Raw genomic sequence first — 15847 nt, 5'->3', positions numbered from 1 at the left:
GCTGGCCGCCGAGCTGCTGCGCCAGCGCCCTGCGCTGGAGATCGGGGGCCTGGGCGGCCCCATGCTGGCCCGGGCCGGGGCCAGCGTACACTTCCCCATGAGCCGGATATGCTTTTCCGGTTTTCTCCACGTCCTGCGCGCCATTCCGGACATCGTCCGCCTGCGGCGCGAAATCACCGCCCACTGGATGCGCGACCGGCCGGACGCGGTGGTCATGGTCGACTGCCCGGACTTCAACCTGCCCCTGGCCAAGGCGGCCCACGCCCAGGGCATCCCCGTCTATTATTTCATGGCCCCGCAGCTCTGGGCCTGGCGGCAGGGGGGCATCGACATACTGCGCGAGCATGTGCGCACGGTCATCTGCGGGCTGCCCTTCGAGCCGGAGTATTTCCGGGACCGGGGCTGCCGGGCCGAGTACGCCGGGCACCCGCTCCACGACATCATCCCCCTGGAACGGCTCGACCGCCAGGCCCCGGAGCACAACCGGGTGGGCCTGATGCCGGGCAGCCGACGCAAGGAGGTGGCCTTTCTGCTGCCCGTGTTCGCCGAGGCCGCCGCCATGATCCGCCGCCAGCACCCCGGAGTGGTGTTCTCCATCGCCCGCGCGCCGGGCATCGACAGGGCGTTCCTGCTCAAATACTGGCCCCCCGGCCTGGCGGCACGCGTGGTGGAGCCGCAAGAGCGCTTTCGCATGATCCGTTCGGCCAGCCTGGTCCTGGCCGCGTCGGGGACGGCAACCCTTGAAACCGCCCTCATCGGGACGCCGACCATCGTGGCCTACAAGCTGGACCGGCCCGCCGCGTTCCTTCTGCGCCAGCGGGCCCTTTCGCGGTTCATCTGCCTGGCCAACATCGTGTCGGGCCAGGAAATATTTCCGGAATACCTCCAGGAGCGGGCCACGGCGGAGAACCTGGGTCGTCATGCCGCCGCCTGGCTGCACGCTCCCGCCGCGCTGCGGGGGCTGCGCGTCCGGCTGGGAGAGCTGCGGCACGCCGTTGGCCCGGCGGGCGGCATGCGCGCCGCCGCGCGGACCATCCTGGCACACTGACACGGGAGGATTGCCATGCGCATTGGATTCATCGGCACAGGAAACATGGGCGGCGCCATCATCCGGGCGCTGGCGGGGCGGGACGATCTCGTCATGTACGGCCTGAACCGGACCAGGAGCGCCCTGGAGGCCCTGGCGCGGGAAACGGGCCTCGTTCCCTGCGCCGACGTGGAGGAGCTGGCGCGGCGGTCGGAATGTGTTATCCTGGCCGTCAAGCCGCAACAGGCCCCCGCGGTCTGGCCCCTGCTGGAGCCGGTCCTGTCCCGCAGCCATTTCCTGGTCTCCCTGGCCGCCGGGCTGACCCGGGAGGCGCTGCACCGTGGCGTGGGCGGCGCCTGTCCGGTCGTTCGGGCCATGCCCAACTCCCCGGTCCTGGTCCGGCGCGGGGTCACCGCGCTGTGCCTGGACGACCCCGGCCTCACCGGGCCGCAGAAGGCCTTTGCCCGGGACATGTTCGCCAGCCTGGGCAGTGTGCATGTCCTGAACGAGGAGCTCTTCGACGCCTTCACGGCGGTCATCGGTTCCGGCCCGGCGCTGGTGTTCTATTTCATGGAGGCCATGATCGAAGGCGGTGTGGAGCTCGGCCTGGACCGCGGGGACGCCGCGGCTATGGTCAAGGGGCTGTTCAGCGGGGCGAGCCTGATGGCGGAGGGGTCCCCGAAGCATGTCAGCATGCTGAAGGAGATGTCCACCGCCCCGGCGGGGACGACCACTGCGGCCCTGGCCCACTTCGACCGCACCGCCGTCCGGGGGCATATCATGGACGCCCTGCGCAGGGCCTTTGTCCGCAGCGTCGAGTTGGGCTGAGCCCGGGCCGGACTCAGGCGTCCCGGCCCTGGTCGTCCGGGGCGCCTGCGGCGTCCTGGCCGTCCGGGGCCGGGGCGGGGGGGGGCCAGCGGGAGGCGGATGATGAACTCGGCGCCGCCCCCGGGTCCGGATTCCAGGGTGAAGGTGCCCTTGTGGTTGCTGGTGATGATGAAATAGGACACGGACAGGCCCAGGCCCGTGCCGTCGCCGGGGGGCTTGGTGGTGAAGAAGGGCTCGAAGATGCGCTTGCGGTTTTCGGGGCCGACGCCGGGGCCGTTGTCGCGCACGCGGATCTCGGCGTAGCCGTCCCCGGCGCGGGTGGCGACGGTGATGGCCGGCCGTCCGGGGCGCGCGGGCATGCCGCTCATGGCCTGGGCCGCGTTCTTGAACAGGTTGAACAGGACCTGCTCGATTTCCGTGGCCACGCAGGGCACCGCCGCCAGGGCGGGGTCGAAGTCGCGCGTGATGGCGATCTTGCGGAAGTCGTAGCGCTTCTTGAGGTCGAAGTCGCTGGCGGCCAGGGTCAGGGTGCGCTCGATGAGGGCGTGCAGGTCGGTGGGCGCGTGGCGCGAGGTTGTGCGGCGGCTGAAGTTGAGCATGTTGGCGACGATGGCCGCGGCGCGCTTGCCCGACTCGTTGATCCCGTCGAGCATGCGCAGCACGCCGCGCCGCTCCAGGTAGGCCCGGACGGTGCCCACGTCGGTGCCCAGGTCGGCGGCGGCGCGGTCGTTGGCGGGCAGCCCCGGGCCGATGCGCCGCTGGATGTTCTGGGTGCTTTGCAGGATGCCGCCCAGGGGGTTGTTGATCTCGTGGGCCATGCCCGCCGCCAGGCCGCCCACGCTGAGCATCTTTTCGGACTGGATCATGACCTCTTCCATCTGCGCGCGGGTGGTCACGTCGGTGATGCGTATCACCGCCCCGCCCTTGCCCCCGCTGGCCAGGGGCGCGAAGGACAGGTCGTAGAAGGCGCTGCGCCCGCCGCTGGCGCAGGGCTGGCGCTCCCGGGCGCTCGCGCGGCCCGAGGCCAGGGCGGCCTCCAGGTTGCCGCGCACCTGGCAAAGGACGGGGAAGAGCTCGTAGACATCGCGGCCCGAGGCATGGTCCGGGGAGTCCAGCCCGCACATGCGCGCCGCGGCGGTGTTCATGAGGCTCACGCGGGCATTGGCGTCCACGGCCAGCACGGAGCTGACCAGCGAGTCGATGATGCTGCGCAGGTAGGCGTGGCTGTTGCGCAGTTCGCTCTCGCGCGTGGCGATCATGGCGGCCATGGCGGCAAACTCGCGCTCCATGACGCCAAGCTCGGCGAAGCTGTCGACCCGGGACAGGGCCGCGTTGCGGTAGTCGCCCCGGGCGGCCTGTTGCAGGGCGGCGGCGAAGTCCGCCAGGGGCGCGACCACGCGGCGGCGCAGCTCGTAGCGGAAGCTGGCCGCGACGAGGGAGAAGAACGCCAGCAGGAACAGGATGAGCCCGGCCACGGTGCGCGAGGCGGGCATGAGCACCTCGCGCAGGGGGGTGTACAGGGCCAGGCGCCAGCCCAGCCCGGGCAGGACCTCCACCACCCCGGCGTACAGCACGCCGTCCTGGCGGAACACGGCGGAGGTGCGCTCCCGCCCTTCGAGCCCGGCGAACAGCGGCCAGCCGCCCACGTTGGCCTGCTGGCGGACCAGGGCCTCGTCCGGATGCACGATGAGGTTGCCGTAGGCGTCGGCGAGCAGCAGGCGGGTGGCCTGCCCGGGCGGGGCGAAGTCGCCCAGGTGCTCGCGCAGGGTCGTCAGGTCCAGCTCGGCGACCACCCGCCAGCCCCTGGGGGTGGAGTGGGCGGCGTAGAGGGTCAGCCCGCCCGCTCCCGGGGCGTAGGCCGGGCGCGACAGGCTCCGCCCGTCTTCCGCCGGGGCGGGCAGGAAGGGGAAGTCCTGGCCGATGAGCCCCTCGGGATAGGCGGCGGCGATGTCCGCGTCGGGGTCGAGCCACAGCAGGCGGTCGAAACGGGGGAAGGCCGCGTAGAGGTTGGCCAGGGATGCGGTCAGGGCCGCGCTGGGCTTTGCGGGGTCGTCCAGGGCCGCGTGGGCCAGGGCGTGGGTGGCGTCGTCCATGTAGGCAGCCGTGTAGCGGGCCAGGGACTGGGCCAGGGCGGCGTTGCGCCCGAGCATTTCGGTATACTGGCTGTAGGTGATGAGCGAGCCGAGCACGAGGGTGAAGGCCAGGCTCGGGGCCAGGACCAGCGCCAGCAGCTTGCGGCCGATGATGGCGTTCAGGGGCGGCGCGTTCATGGCTCGTCGATGGTGGCGATGGTCCTGAAGGTGCGCCCGGCCACGGTCACGATGAACGAGGGCCGCCGCACGTCGCCGAACTGGTCGATGCCCAGGGGCGAGGCGACGGCGGGGAAGTGGTCCAGGCTGGTCAGCGCGTCGGGCAGCCGGGCCGGGTCGCCCCCGGCGCGGCGCAGGCCCTCGGCCAGGACAAGGCCGCACTCGTAGCCCAGGGTCGCGGCGAAGTTCGGCTCCCAGCCGAAGCGGGCGCTGTAGCGCCGCGCGAAGTCCTGGAAGGCGGGCCGGGGGTTGTCGGCGCTGTGGCAGGTGGAGAAGTGCAGCCCCTCCGAGGCGTCGCCCGCGGCCTGGAGCAGCTCGTTGGTGCAGGCCCACATGGAGCTGTACAGGCGCAGGTTGTGCCCCTGGTGGCGCAGCTGGCGGGCCAGGGCCGCGAGGTCGCGGGCGGAGAGGGTCGCGTGCGCCGCGGGGACGCCAAGCCCGCCCAGGGCCCGGGCCGCGTCGGCCCAGTCCCCGGCCCGGGAGGAGAGGACCCGCAGGTGGGCGACCACGGTGCCGCCCCCGGCGGTGAACTGCTCGGCGAAGGCGGCCGAGTAGGGCGCGGCGTAGGCCTCGTTGTCCATGTCGGTCAGCAGGGCGATGCGGTCCAGGCCGTCCTGCTCCAGGCAGTGGCGGGCCATGCCCCGGGCCCAGGTCGTGGCGGCGGGGATGACGCGGAAGAAGTGGTCCCGCCGACCCGAGAGCAGGGGGGTGGAGGTGGTGGGCGAGAGCAGGACCATGCCGACCTCTTCGGCTGCGGGCAGGGCGGCCACGGTCTGGGCGCTGGTCATGGGCCCGACCACGGCCAGCACCCCCTGGCCGGCGAGGTCGAGGACGGCGCCGCGCGCGGCCCCCGGCGCCTGGCTGTCGTCGCGGGCCAGCAGCCGCAGGGGGCGGCCCAGAACGCCGCCCGCGGCGTTGATCTCCTCCAGGGCCAGGGTCAGGCCGTTGCGGCCCTGGACGCCCAGGTCGGAGAAGTGCCCCTCCAGGGGGCCGATGAAGCCCACCGTCAGGGGCACGGGCTCGGCGCAGGCCGCCAGGACGGCGCACAGCAGGACCGCGTACAGGGCCCCGCAGGCGCGGCGGGCGGCTGGTCGCTGGAGCATGGTCGGCCTCCTGGATGCTGCGGTGGGGTGTGCCCCCCCGGCGGGGGAGCCTGCCCCATTCTAGCACAAGAGGCGGCGATGGCAAACGGGCAAGGCAGCCGCGCGGCCCTAGTCCTCTTCGAGGACGGAGGTGTCGCCGGGGTCCTGGCCCAGCTCCTCGGCGCGCAGGATGCGGCGCATGAGCTTGCCGCTCCTTGTTCGCGGCAGGGTCTGGCGGAACTCCACGGACTTGACCACGGCCACGGGCCCCAGCTCGCGGCGCAGGTGGGCCCGCAGGGCGGCCACCAGGTCCTCGGCGGTTTCGAAGTCCTTCTGCCAGCCGTCGTTCAGGATCAGGAACGCCTTGGCCACCTCGCCCTTGATCTTGTCGGGGATGCCGATGACGGCGGCCTCGGCCACGCAGCGGTGGGCCACCAGGGCGCTTTCGACCTCGGCGGTGCCGATGCGGTGCCCGGCGATGTTCATCACGTCGTCGGCGCGGCCCATGAGCCAGTAGTAGCCGTCCTCGTCGCGCCGGGCCACGTCGCCCGCGTAGTACACGCCGGGGATTTTCTCCCAGTAGGATTTCCTGTAGCGCTCGGGGTCCTTGTAGATGGTGGTCATCATGGCCGGCCAGGGCCGCTTGAGCACCAGGAACCCGCCCTTGCCCGGGGGCACGGGGCGGCCCTGGCCGTCGACCACGTCGGCCTCGATGCCGGGCAGGGGCTTGTTCACCGAGCCGGGCTTGAGCAGCGAGATGGGCAGGGGGCTGATCATGAACATGCCCGTTTCGGTCTGCCACCAGGTGTCCATGATCGGGCACTCCGAGCGGCCGATGTACTTGTAGAGCCAGACCCAGGCCTCGGGGTTCATGGGTTCGCCCACGCTGCCCAGCAGGCGCAGGGTCGAGAGGTCCTTCTTGCGCGGATACTGCACGCCAAAGCGCATGAGCATGCGCACCAGGGTCGGCGAGGTGTACAGGATGGTCACCCCGTAGCGGGCCACCACGTCCCACAGGCGGTCGGCCTGGGGGTAGAGGGGGTGCCCCTCGTACATCACGGTGGTGGTGCCCGCCACCAGCGGGCCGTAGACGACGTAGCTGTGCCCGGTGATCCAGCCCGCGTCGGCGGTGCACCAGAAGATGTCCGTGGGCTTGAGGTCGAAGACCCAGTCCAGCGTGCGCGCCAGGCCGACCATGTAGCCGCCGTGGGCGTGCAGGATGCCCTTGGGCTTGCCCGTGGCGCCCGAGGAGTAGAGCAGGAACAGCGGGTCCGTGGCCTCCATGACCTCGGTGGCGCACACGGGGCGCTCCTGGCGCACCAGGTCGTCGTACCACAGGTCGCGCGGCTCGTGCATCTCGGTGTCCACGTTCACGCGGTGGACCACCACGCAGGTCTCCACGCACTCGGCCCCGGACCCGGCCAGGGCCTCGTCCACCAGGGACTTCAGGTTGATGATCCGCCCGTTGCGGTAGAAGCCGTCGGCGGTGATGACCACCCTGGCCTGGGCGTCGGCCACGCGCTCGCGCAGCACCTTGGCCGAGAAGCCGCCGTAGACCATGCTGTGGATGGCCCCCAGCTTGGCCACGGCGAGCATGGCGATGGCCGTTTCGGGCAGCAGGGGCATGTAGAGCACCACGCGGTCGCCCTTGGCCACGCCCAGGGTCCGCAGGGCGTTGGCGAAGCGGTTCACCTCGCGGTAGAGCTCGTAGTAGGTGTACTTGCGCTGGTCGCCGGGCTCGCCTTCCCAGATCAGGGCCAGCTTGTTCTTGTTGGCGGTCTCGATGTGCCGGTCCAGGGCGTTGTAGACGATGTTGCAGCGCGCCCCCGGGAACCAGCGGTAGAACGGCGGGTTGGAGTCGTCCAGCACCTTGTCCCACTTCTTGAACCAGTCCAGCTCGTGGGCGGCGTCCTCCCAGTAGCCCAGGGGGTCCTGCTCGGCGCGGCGCTGGGCCTGTTCGAGCTGGTGGGGATTGATGTTGGCCTCGATCACCAGTTGGGGCAGCGGGCGGAAAACCCGCTCCTCCTGAAGAAGGGCGTCCAGGGCTCCTGTCTGGTCCATGCTCGGGCTCCTTGCATTGTGGCCGCCGCGCCGGGGCGGGCGGGCCGTCGGTGCGCCCCTTGGGGGCGCGGGCGGGGCGGGCGCGCCGCCGCCTGGTTCTATAGTCCCAGAATCCGTTTCAGTTCGGTGATGCGCCGCCTGCTGATGGGCAGCTCGATGCGCGTCTTGCCCTGGGTGCGCAGCATGAAGTTGCTGCCGGGCAGCGAGGCGATTTCCGTGACCATCTCCAGGTTGACCAGGTATTTGCGGTGAACGCGGAAGAACCGGTACTGGCGCAGGCGGTCTTCCAGGACCTTGAGCCGGTAGGAGGTCAGAAACTTCTGTCCGGCGGTGTGGACATAGGAATAGTCCTCGTAGGCCTCGACGAAGATGATCTGGGTGTAGGGGATGAGCACCGTGCGCCCGTCCAGGGTGATGGGCAGCTTTTCGATCTCCACCGGGCGCGGGGTGGGGCCGTATTCCCAGGCCTGGGAGAGGGCCTTCATGAAGCGGTCCTCCTCCTCCTCGCCCAGGGGCAGCTGCACGGTCTGCTCGTCCGCGTCGGGGTCCTCGTCGTCGCCCCAGGGCGCGGGCGGGGGAATCTCCTTGAAGTGGGCGCGGAACTGGGCCAGCCGGGTCACCGTGCGCGCAAAGCGCTCGGCCGAGGGCGGCCAGAGCAGGTAGTCCGTGGCGCCCAGCTCGAAGGCCGCGAAGGCCTTGGATTCGTCCGAGGCCAGGAAGACCAGGGCCGGCTTGTGCTTGCGCCCCGAGAGCATCTGGGCCAGCTCGAAGCCCGAGGCGTCGCCGGGCAGGTCCAGCCCCAGGAAAAACACCCCGTAGGGCACATGCTCCAGCAGTTCCAGGGCCTCGAAGGCCGTGACGGCCTCGCCCAGCACGCGCACGAACTCCACCCCGGCCAGGTGCTCGCGCAGGGCGGCGCGCACGGCGGGTTCGGGGTGCAGCAGCAGCGTGTTCAGGTGGCGCATGGGCGGCCCGCGTTCTTGAAAGGTTTCCGGCCCCTTGCCGGAGCCTGCCCTGGAACTACCGCGAAACGCCGCCCCGCGCAAGGCCGCCTTCGGCAAACGGCGCCCCGGGCCCGGCGGGCGGCGGCGCGAAGCATTAGACTTCCGGCTGCAAATGCCTTACAAGGTGCCCACGTCCCGGCCCGGCCCCCGGAGGCGAAGACTCCCCTGGCGGGTGCAAACCAAGCATGACCAGACTCACCACCATACGCAACTTCAGCATCATCGCACACATCGACCACGGCAAGTCCACCCTGGCCGACCGCATCCTGGAGCTGACGGGCCTGGTGTCCGAGCGGGAGCGGCGCGAGCAGTACCTGGACCGCATGGAGCTCGAACGCGAGCGCGGCATCACCATCAAGGCCCAGACCGTGCGCATCCCCTACCGCGCGGCGGACGGGCGCGACTATATCCTGAACCTCATCGACACCCCCGGGCATGTGGACTTCTCCTACGAGGTCTCGCGGTCCCTGGCGGCCTGCGAGGGCGCGCTGCTGGTGGTGGACGCCACCCAGGGCGTGGAGGCCCAGACCCTGGCCAACGTGTACCTCGCCCTGGACCACAACCTGGAGATCATCCCGGTCCTGAACAAGATCGACCTGCCCAGCGCCGACCCCGAGGGGGTCAAGGCCCAGATCGAGGATATCGTGGGCCTGGACTGCAAGGACTCCCTGGCCGTTTCGGCCAAGACGGGCCTTGGCGTGGACCAGGTGCTCGAAGCCATCGTGGCGCGCCTGCCCGCCCCCGAGGGCGACCCCGAGGCGCCCCTCAAGGCGCTGATCTTCGACTCGTGGTACGACTCCTACCGCGGGGTCACGGTGCTGTTCCGCGTGCTGGACGGCGAGGTCTGCGTGGGCCAGAAGATCCAGATCTTCTCCACGGGCCGCCGCTTCGAGGTCACCAACCTCGGCGTGTTCTCGCCCGACGCCAAGGAGGTCCGCCGCCTGGGGCCCGGCGAGGTCGGCTTCCTGTGCGCCAGCATGAAGGAGCTGTCCGACGCGCCCGTGGGCGACACGGTCACCGACGCCAGGCGCCCCTGCGCCGAGCGCTTCCCGGGCTTCAAGAGCATCAAGCCGATGGTCTTCTGCGGGCTGTATCCCGTGGAGCCCGCCGAGTACGAAACCCTCAAGGCCGCCCTGGAAAAGCTCCAGCTGAACGACGCGGCCTTCTGGTACGAGGCCGAGACCTCCCAGGCCCTGGGCTTCGGCTTCCGGGCCGGGTTCCTGGGCCTGCTGCACATGGAGATCATCCAGGAGCGCCTGGAGCGCGAGTTCGAGGCCCGGCTGATCACCACCGCGCCCTCGGTGGCCTACAAGGTGACCACCACCTCGGGCGAGGAGCTGCTCATCGACAACCCGAGCAAGCTGCCCGACCCGCAGAAGATCGCCACCCTGGCCGAGCCCTACGCGCGCATGGAGATCCATGTGCCCAACGAGTATGTGGGCGGCGTGCTCAAGCTCTGCGAGGAGAAGCGCGGCATCCAGAAGGACATGCGCTACCTCACGGCCACCCGGGTCATGATCACCTACGAGCTGCCCTTCGCCGAGGTGGTCTTCGACTTTTTCGACAAGCTCAAGTCCATCACCAAGGGCTACGCGTCCCTGGACTACGAGGTGGTGGACTTCCGCGAGGCGGACCTGGTGAAGCTGGACATGATGATCAACGGCGAGCCCGTGGACGCGCTGTCGGTCATCGTGCACCGCGAGCGGGCCACGCGCTACGGTCGCGCCGTGGCCCTGAAGCTCAAGCACGCCATTCCGCGCCAGTTGTTCGAAGTCGTCGTGCAGGCCGCCATCGGCCAGCGCATCATCGCCCGCGAGCGCAACCCGCCCCTGCGCAAGAACGTCACCGCCAAGTGCTACGGCGGCGACATCACCAGAAAGCGCAAGCTTCTGGAGAAGCAGAAGGAAGGCAAGAAGCGCATGAAACGCATGGGCAACGTGGAAATCCCCCAGGAGGCCTTCCTGGCGGCCCTGCGGGCCGGGGAAGACTAGCAACCCGGGCGCTGCCCGGCGGCCGACGCCGCCGGGCGGGCCCCCGGGCCGGCGGCCCCGGCCCGGCATGGAGAAACGCATCGATGGAACCAAAATGGTCGAAAGTGCTGCGTGAGTGGGTCGAGGCCCTGTTCTTCGCCCTGATCCTGGCCCTGTTCATCCGCTCCTTCGTGGTTCAGGCCTTCAAGATCCCCTCTGGGTCCATGCTCCAGACCCTCCAGATCGGCGACCATCTGCTGGTGAACAAGTTCATCTACGGCATCAAGGTGCCCTTCACCGACTGGACCCTGCTGCCCATGTCCGACCCCGAGTTCGGCGATGTGATCGTCTTCGAGTATCCCAAGGATCCCAGCAAGGACTTCATCAAGCGCTGCATCGGGCTGCCCGGCGACACCATCGAGGTGCGCGACAACCATGTGATCCGCAACGGCGAGCCCGTGGACGAACCCTACCTGGCCGGGCTGCCCGGCTCGGGGGGCTATCTGGCCCGCGATTTCGGCCCCGTCACCGTGCCCGAGGGCAAGTACTTCATGCTCGGCGACAACCGCAACAATTCCCAGGACTCGCGGTTCTGGGGCTTTGTGGACCGCCAGGCCCTGGTGGGCAAGGCCTGGCGCATCTACTGGTCGTGGCGGACCAAGCCCGACCCGCGCCACCCCGGGCACTACGTCACCGACTGGGAGGGCTTCCCCCCCGTGCGCCTGGAGCGCCTGGGCCGGGCCGTGGAATAGCGCCGCCCGAAGGCGGCGCCCCCGCCGGGCGCGCGCCCCGGGGCCCGGAAACGGCGCTTTGCGCGCCGCGCCTGCGCCGCCGCAGGCACGCCAGAGCCAAAGAACGCAACGTCTGGCTGGACGCGGCGCCCCGCGCGGGCGCAATACGGACGGCCCGCCTCCCCCGGGGGAGGCGGGCCGTCCGTATTGCGGGCCGGTGCCCCCGCCGTGCGCGGGGGCGCCGCACCGATTCAGGCCGCCCGGGGCCCGGCGCGGACCACCCGGTCCTTGCCCTGCTGCTTGGCGGCGTACAGGGCCCGGTCGGCGCTGGCCACAAGCCCTTCCCACTCCCGCGCGGCCTCGCCCAGGGTGGCCACCCCGAAGCTGGCGCTCACCGGGATGGCCCGGCCGCCTGCGGTGACGCCCAGGCCGTGCAGCAGGCGCCGCAGGCGGTCGGCCAGCTCCATCGCCCGCAGGCCGCAGGTGTCGGGCAGCAGGATCAGGAACTCCTCGCCCCCGTAGCGGGCCAGGACATCGTGCCCGCGCACGCCCTGGCCGACGGCCCGGGCCAGGGCCTGGAGCACGGTATCCCCGGCCTTGTGCCCGTGGGTGTCGTTGATGGCCTTGAAGCCGTCCACGTCGAACAGGATGACCGACAGCCTGCGGGCGTTGCGCCGGGCCAGGAGCACCTCGCTGCGGGCGCGCTCCTCCAGGGCCCGGCGGTTGAAGAGCCCGGTCAGCGGGTCGCGCTCGGCCAGCTCCACCAGGCGTGCCTCGTAGCGCTGCATGCTCATCCAGACCACCCCGAAGGCGCAGCCGATCATGAAGACCAGGTTGGCCAGCATGCTCAGGGTCTGGACGGGCCCGGCGGCGAGATAGGACTCGCCGGGGGGGAAGAGCGTGGTCAGCACGGCGCGCAGCAGGCAGGCCAGGGCCACCAGCCCGCAGGTCAGGGCCGTGAACCGCCGGGAGGCGTTGCCCGGCCCGGCCTGCGGGTGCAGCACGCTGCGGGCGCACAGCGCGCACAGCACCGCCATGACCGCGCTGAGGAAGACGATGCGGATTTGCAGGTCGGGCTGGATGGCGCTGAAGTAGAACTGCACCGCCAGGGTCAGCACGACGGCCGTGGCCCCGGTCACGCGGTGGCCCCCGCGCCCGCGCACGAACCGCGACATGCCTTCGTCCAGCATGGCCGCCCCGGCCACCACCAGGGCGTTGCCCACGGGGATGGACGCCCAGCCCGGAATCTGCCCGCGCAGCGCGATCAGCGCGCTCCCGGCCCCGAGCAGCAGATAGGCCGCGCCCAGGGCGGACAGCCCCCGGAAGTGGCGCTGGACCGTGCCGAACAGCAGCAGCCCGAGGCCGAAAAGCAGGGCCACGGTGGCCACGACGACGATGGTGGTGAAATTGTCCAGGTGCATCGGGGGGCTCCGGGGAGATGGTTCGCCCCTGGCAATACGGCAAGGGGCGCGGGGTTGCCAAGCCCGGCGGCCGTATTTCTTGCGCCCGGGGCCGATTGCGGATACAGCGGTCGATACCAACCAGACGATATGCCCGGAGAAATCTTGTGCTCGCCGCCATCGCCACCGCCGCCCTGCACGGCATCGACGCCTACCGCGTGGACCTGGAAGTGGACCTCTCGCGCCAGGGCATGCCCGCCTTCAGCATGGTCGGGCTGGCCGAGGGCGCGGTGCGCGAGTCCAAGGAGCGGGTCTTCTCCGCGTTGAAGAATTCGGGTTTCCGCCTGCCGCCCTCGCGTATCACCGTGAACCTCGCCCCGGCGGACGTGCGCAAGGCGGGCAGCGGCTACGACCTGCCCCTGGCCGTGGGCCTGCTGGCTGGCGCCGGGGTGCTCGACGCGGCGCGGGTGGCGGGCTGGTTCCTGGCCGGGGAGCTGTCCCTGGCCGGGGAGCTCAAGCCCGTGCCCGGGGCGCTGCCCCTGGCCACCCTGGCCCGCGCCGAGGGCGCGCGGGGCATCGTCGTGCCCCGCGCCAACGCCGCCGAGGCCGCCGTGGTGGAGGGCGTGGCGGTCTACGGCCTGGACACCCTGGCCGAGGCCGTGCGCTTCCTGGCCGGCGAGCAGCAGGCCGAGCCCGAGTGCGGCGACCTCGCCGCCCTGTGGGCCGCGCGCGAGGTCTTCCCCCTGGATTTCGCCGAGGTCAAGGGCCAGGAGCACGCCAAGCGGGCCATCGAGATCGCCGCCGCCGGGGGCCACAACCTGCTGTTCATCGGCCCGCCCGGTTCGGGCAAGACCATGCTCGCCAGCCGCATCCCCTCGGTGCTGCCGCCCCTGTGCTTCGAGGAGGCCCTGGAGGTGACCAAGGTCTACTCCGTGGCCGGGCTGCTGGACGGCGAGGCCCTCAAGGTGGCCCGGCCCTTCCGCAGCCCGCACCACACCATCTCCGACGCCGGGCTCATCGGCGGCGGGGCCTACCCGCGCCCCGGCGAGGTCAGCCTGGCCCATCGCGGGGTGCTGTTCCTGGACGAGCTGCCCGAGTTCAAGAAAAGCGTGCTGGAGGTGCTGCGCCAGCCCCTGGAGGCCGGGCGGGTGACCATCTCGCGCGCCGCCGTGGCCCTGACCTATCCGGCGGACATCATGCTCGTGGCGGCCATGAATCCCTGCCCCTGCGGGCATTACGGCGACGCGCGCCACCAGTGCATCTGCCGCGCCGAGGACGTGCTGCGCTACCGGGGCCGCGTGTCCGGGCCGCTCATGGACCGTATCGACCTGCATGTGGAGGTGCCCGCCGTGCCCTACGCGGACCTGCGCCAGACCTCGGGCGGCGTGGACTCGGCGACCATGCGCGCGCGCATCGCCGCCGCCCGCGAGATCCAGGCCGCGCGCTACGCCGGCGCCCCGACCATGACCAACGCGGGCCTTTCGGGGGCCCTGCTGGAGGAGCACTGCGCCCTGGGCGGCGCGGAGCACGACTTCCTGCGCCGCGCCGTGGAGGCCCTGGGCCTGTCCGCGCGGGCCTATGTGCGCATCCTGCGCATCGCCCGGACCATCGCCGATCTGGAGGGCGCCCCGGCCATCGCCGCCGCCCACCTGGCCGAGGCCGTCAACTGCCGGACCCTGGACCGGCGCATGTAGCCGCCCCCGCCCCGGGTTGCGTTCCCGGGGGCCGATGGGCTACCCTTGGGAAAAAGCCATGCGGCACAACGCAACCAAGGGGGAGGCCATGAGCAGTCCGACCCGGCAGGGCGACGGCGCGACCGACCAGCTCCAGCTGGTGACCTTTTCCATCGGCGAAGAGGAATTCGGCGTGGAGATCCTGAAGGTCCAGGAGATCGTGCGCTCCATGGAGATGACCCGCGTACCAAGCGCCCCGGAGTTCGTGGAGGGCGTGGTCAACCTGCGCGGCAGGGTCATTCCCATCATCGACATGCGCAAGCGCTTCGGCCTGGAGCGCAAGGAACACGACAACCGCACGCGGATCATCGTCATCGACATGAACGGCGTTGTCACCGGTTTCGTGGTGGACAGCGTGTCCGAGGTGCTGCGCCTGCCGCGCAACACCATCGAGCCGCCCCCGCCCGTGGTGGCGGGCATCGAGTCCGACTACGTCAGCGGCGTGGGCAAGCTGGAGGACCGCCTGCTCATCCTGCTGGACATGGACAGCCTGCTGTCCTCCCGGGAGCAGCGGCTGCTGGGGCAGTCGGTCTAGCCCACGCACTCCCACGCCAACGGTTTCAACCCACGCCCCCGCGAGGGGGCGACGGCGGCGGTCTGGCAGCTCGACTTCACCGTGCGCCTGTTTCAATCCACGCCCCCGCGAGGGGGCGACTCTCGTGTTCGGAGCAGTACAGCCCCTGCCAGTTGTTTCAATCCACGCCCCCGCGAGGGGGCGACGTCTTCTGGTTCGCCTCGCCCTTGCCGATCTTGGTGTTTCAATCCACGCCCCCGCGAGGGGGCGACCGTGGCCCGCAGGGGGTGGCGCTCCACCTCGCGGGTTTCAATCCACGCCCCCGCGAGGGGGCGACGTCGAACCCGCCGTCCGGAAGGATTCCCGCCTCGGTTTCAATCCACGCCCCCGCGAGGGGGCGACGTGTTGCCGGGCGGCGAGTACTCCCTGGGCATCAGTTTCAATCCACGCCCCCGCGAGGGGGCGACCCGCCCGTACGATCTCCTGCACCCGCGCCGCAACGTTTCAATCCACGCCCCCGCGAGGGGGCGACCCAAGCCGCACCAGGAGGGCGGCCAGGTGGGCCGTTTCAATCCACGCCCCCGCGAGGGGGCGACTCCCACCGCGCATCTTCGACGAGGACACCTGGGGGTTTCAATCCACGCCCCCGCGAGGGGGCGACCCGTGGCGGGCACCATCGCGGCGGCGGCCCAGGTGTTTCAATCCACGCCCCCGCGAGGGGGCGACTGCTCGGGTTTGATAATCAGGTGGCGAAGTATCTTGTTTCAATCCACGCCCCCGCGAGGGGGCGACGCAGTCCGCCAACATCCTGATGACGACGATCCAGTTTCAATCCACGCCCCCGCGAGGGGGCGACCTGCCCAGCGCATGGCGGCCTTGACCACCTCGAACGTTTCAATCCACGCCCCCGCGAGGGGGCGACCACTGCCGCGCCTGGTGGCGCGAAAACATGGGAGGGTTTCAATCCACGCCCCCGCGAGGGGGCGACTTGCCCGGCGTTGCTTCATCGGCGAATAGTCAAGTTTCAATCCACGCCCCCGCGAGGGGGCGACAACCGCCGCACGATCTCCCGCACCACCTCAACCGGTTTCAATCCACGCCCCCGCGAGGGGGCGACAGGCCGCCGCCAGCCCTGGCCCGGCGGCGGGCAGGTTTCAATCCACGCCCCCGCGAGGGGGCGACCCGCCG

10 protein-coding genes, 1 pseudogene and 1 CRISPR repeat array are annotated in these 15847 nt (G+C 70.9%); of the genes and pseudogenes, 6 read left to right on the top strand and 5 right to left on the bottom strand.

The window, feature by feature from the left end; translation table 11 throughout:
- Positions 1–1048, top strand: a 1048-nt coding sequence (locus M0P34_RS05940; RefSeq protein ID WP_291497388.1) for a lipid-A-disaccharide synthase, incomplete at its 5' end; no start/stop codon positions are given.
- 15 nt (positions 1049–1063) lie between these two features.
- Positions 1064–1855: a pyrroline-5-carboxylate reductase gene (gene proC / locus M0P34_RS05935; protein ID WP_291497386.1), complete on the top strand. Its 792-nt coding sequence runs from the start codon at positions 1064–1066 to the stop codon at positions 1853–1855.
- A gap of 95 nt (positions 1856–1950) precedes the next feature.
- Here the strand turns inward: proC and M0P34_RS05930 are convergent.
- From M0P34_RS05930 to M0P34_RS05915, 4 genes and pseudogenes are all read right to left on the bottom strand, one after another.
- A pseudogene (locus M0P34_RS05930) lies at positions 1951–3114 on the bottom strand (ATP-binding protein); the annotation flags it as partial.
- Positions 3115–4121: 1007 nt separating this feature from the next.
- Complete coding sequence (locus tag M0P34_RS05925) at positions 4122–5267, bottom strand: ABC transporter substrate-binding protein (protein ID WP_291497384.1); 1146 nt, start codon at positions 5265–5267, stop codon at positions 4122–4124.
- A 108-nt stretch (positions 5268–5375) separates the two neighbouring features.
- Positions 5376–7307, bottom strand: a complete 1932-nt coding sequence (acs, locus tag M0P34_RS05920) for an acetate--CoA ligase (RefSeq protein WP_291497382.1) — start codon at positions 7305–7307, stop codon at positions 5376–5378.
- A gap of 98 nt (positions 7308–7405) precedes the next feature.
- Positions 7406–8272 carry a LytTR family DNA-binding domain-containing protein gene (locus tag M0P34_RS05915; protein ID WP_291497380.1) on the bottom strand — a complete coding sequence of 289 codons (867 nt, stop codon included), beginning with the start codon at positions 8270–8272 and terminating at the stop codon, positions 7406–7408.
- A gap of 224 nt (positions 8273–8496) precedes the next feature.
- On the opposite strand from M0P34_RS05915, the gene lepA reads away from it, so the two are divergent.
- Together lepA and lepB are read left to right on the top strand one after the other, a co-directional pair.
- The gene (gene lepA / locus M0P34_RS05910) at positions 8497–10302 is read left to right on the top strand and encodes a translation elongation factor 4 (RefSeq protein WP_291497378.1); all 1806 of its coding nucleotides are present in this window, start codon (positions 8497–8499) and stop codon (positions 10300–10302) included.
- 83 nt (positions 10303–10385) lie between these two features.
- On the top strand, positions 10386–11033 hold the full coding sequence (lepB, locus tag M0P34_RS05905; protein ID WP_291497375.1) for a signal peptidase I: 648 nt from the start codon (positions 10386–10388) through the stop codon (positions 11031–11033).
- A gap of 230 nt (positions 11034–11263) precedes the next feature.
- Here the strand turns inward: lepB and M0P34_RS05900 are convergent, their stop codons facing one another.
- Entirely contained in the window at positions 11264–12433 is a 1170-nt protein-coding gene (locus M0P34_RS05900; protein WP_291497373.1) for a GGDEF domain-containing protein, read from the bottom strand.
- Between the two features lie 146 nt (positions 12434–12579).
- On the opposite strand from M0P34_RS05900, the gene M0P34_RS05895 reads away from it, so the two are divergent.
- Positions 12580–14106, top strand: a complete 1527-nt coding sequence (locus M0P34_RS05895; RefSeq protein ID WP_291497371.1) for a YifB family Mg chelatase-like AAA ATPase — start codon at positions 12580–12582, stop codon at positions 14104–14106.
- An 88-nt stretch (positions 14107–14194) separates the two neighbouring features.
- The gene (locus M0P34_RS05890) at positions 14195–14680 is read left to right on the top strand and encodes a chemotaxis protein CheW (protein ID WP_291497369.1); all 486 of its coding nucleotides are present in this window, start codon (positions 14195–14197) and stop codon (positions 14678–14680) included.
- Between the two features lie 22 nt (positions 14681–14702).
- Positions 14703–15841: direct repeats of the CRISPR family, unit length 31 nt; unit sequence GTTTCAATCCACGCCCCCGCGAGGGGGCGAC.
- Positions 15842–15847 lie beyond the last annotated feature (6 nt).

The organism is Desulfocurvus sp. (assembly GCF_023230885.1).
Classification (GTDB): domain Bacteria; phylum Desulfobacterota; class Desulfovibrionia; order Desulfovibrionales; family Desulfovibrionaceae; genus Desulfocurvus.
The sequence above is the reverse complement of the archived record's forward strand: the minus strand, read 5'-3'. Positions and strand labels throughout refer to the sequence as shown.

Coding starts and splice junctions, on each gene's coding strand:
- proC (WP_291497386.1), top strand. CDS start 1,064: ATGCGCATTGGATTCATCGGCACAGGAAACATGGGCGGCGCCATCATC.
- M0P34_RS05925 (WP_291497384.1), bottom strand. CDS start 5,267: ATGCTCCAGCGACCAGCCGCCCGCCGCGCCTGCGGGGCCCTGTACGCG.
- acs (WP_291497382.1), bottom strand. CDS start 7,307: ATGGACCAGACAGGAGCCCTGGACGCCCTTCTTCAGGAGGAGCGGGTT.
- M0P34_RS05915 (WP_291497380.1), bottom strand. CDS start 8,272: ATGCGCCACCTGAACACGCTGCTGCTGCACCCCGAACCCGCCGTGCGC.
- lepA (WP_291497378.1), top strand. CDS start 8,497: ATGACCAGACTCACCACCATACGCAACTTCAGCATCATCGCACACATC.
- lepB (WP_291497375.1), top strand. CDS start 10,386: ATGGAACCAAAATGGTCGAAAGTGCTGCGTGAGTGGGTCGAGGCCCTG.
- M0P34_RS05900 (WP_291497373.1), bottom strand. CDS start 12,433: ATGCACCTGGACAATTTCACCACCATCGTCGTCGTGGCCACCGTGGCC.
- M0P34_RS05890 (WP_291497369.1), top strand. CDS start 14,195: ATGAGCAGTCCGACCCGGCAGGGCGACGGCGCGACCGACCAGCTCCAG.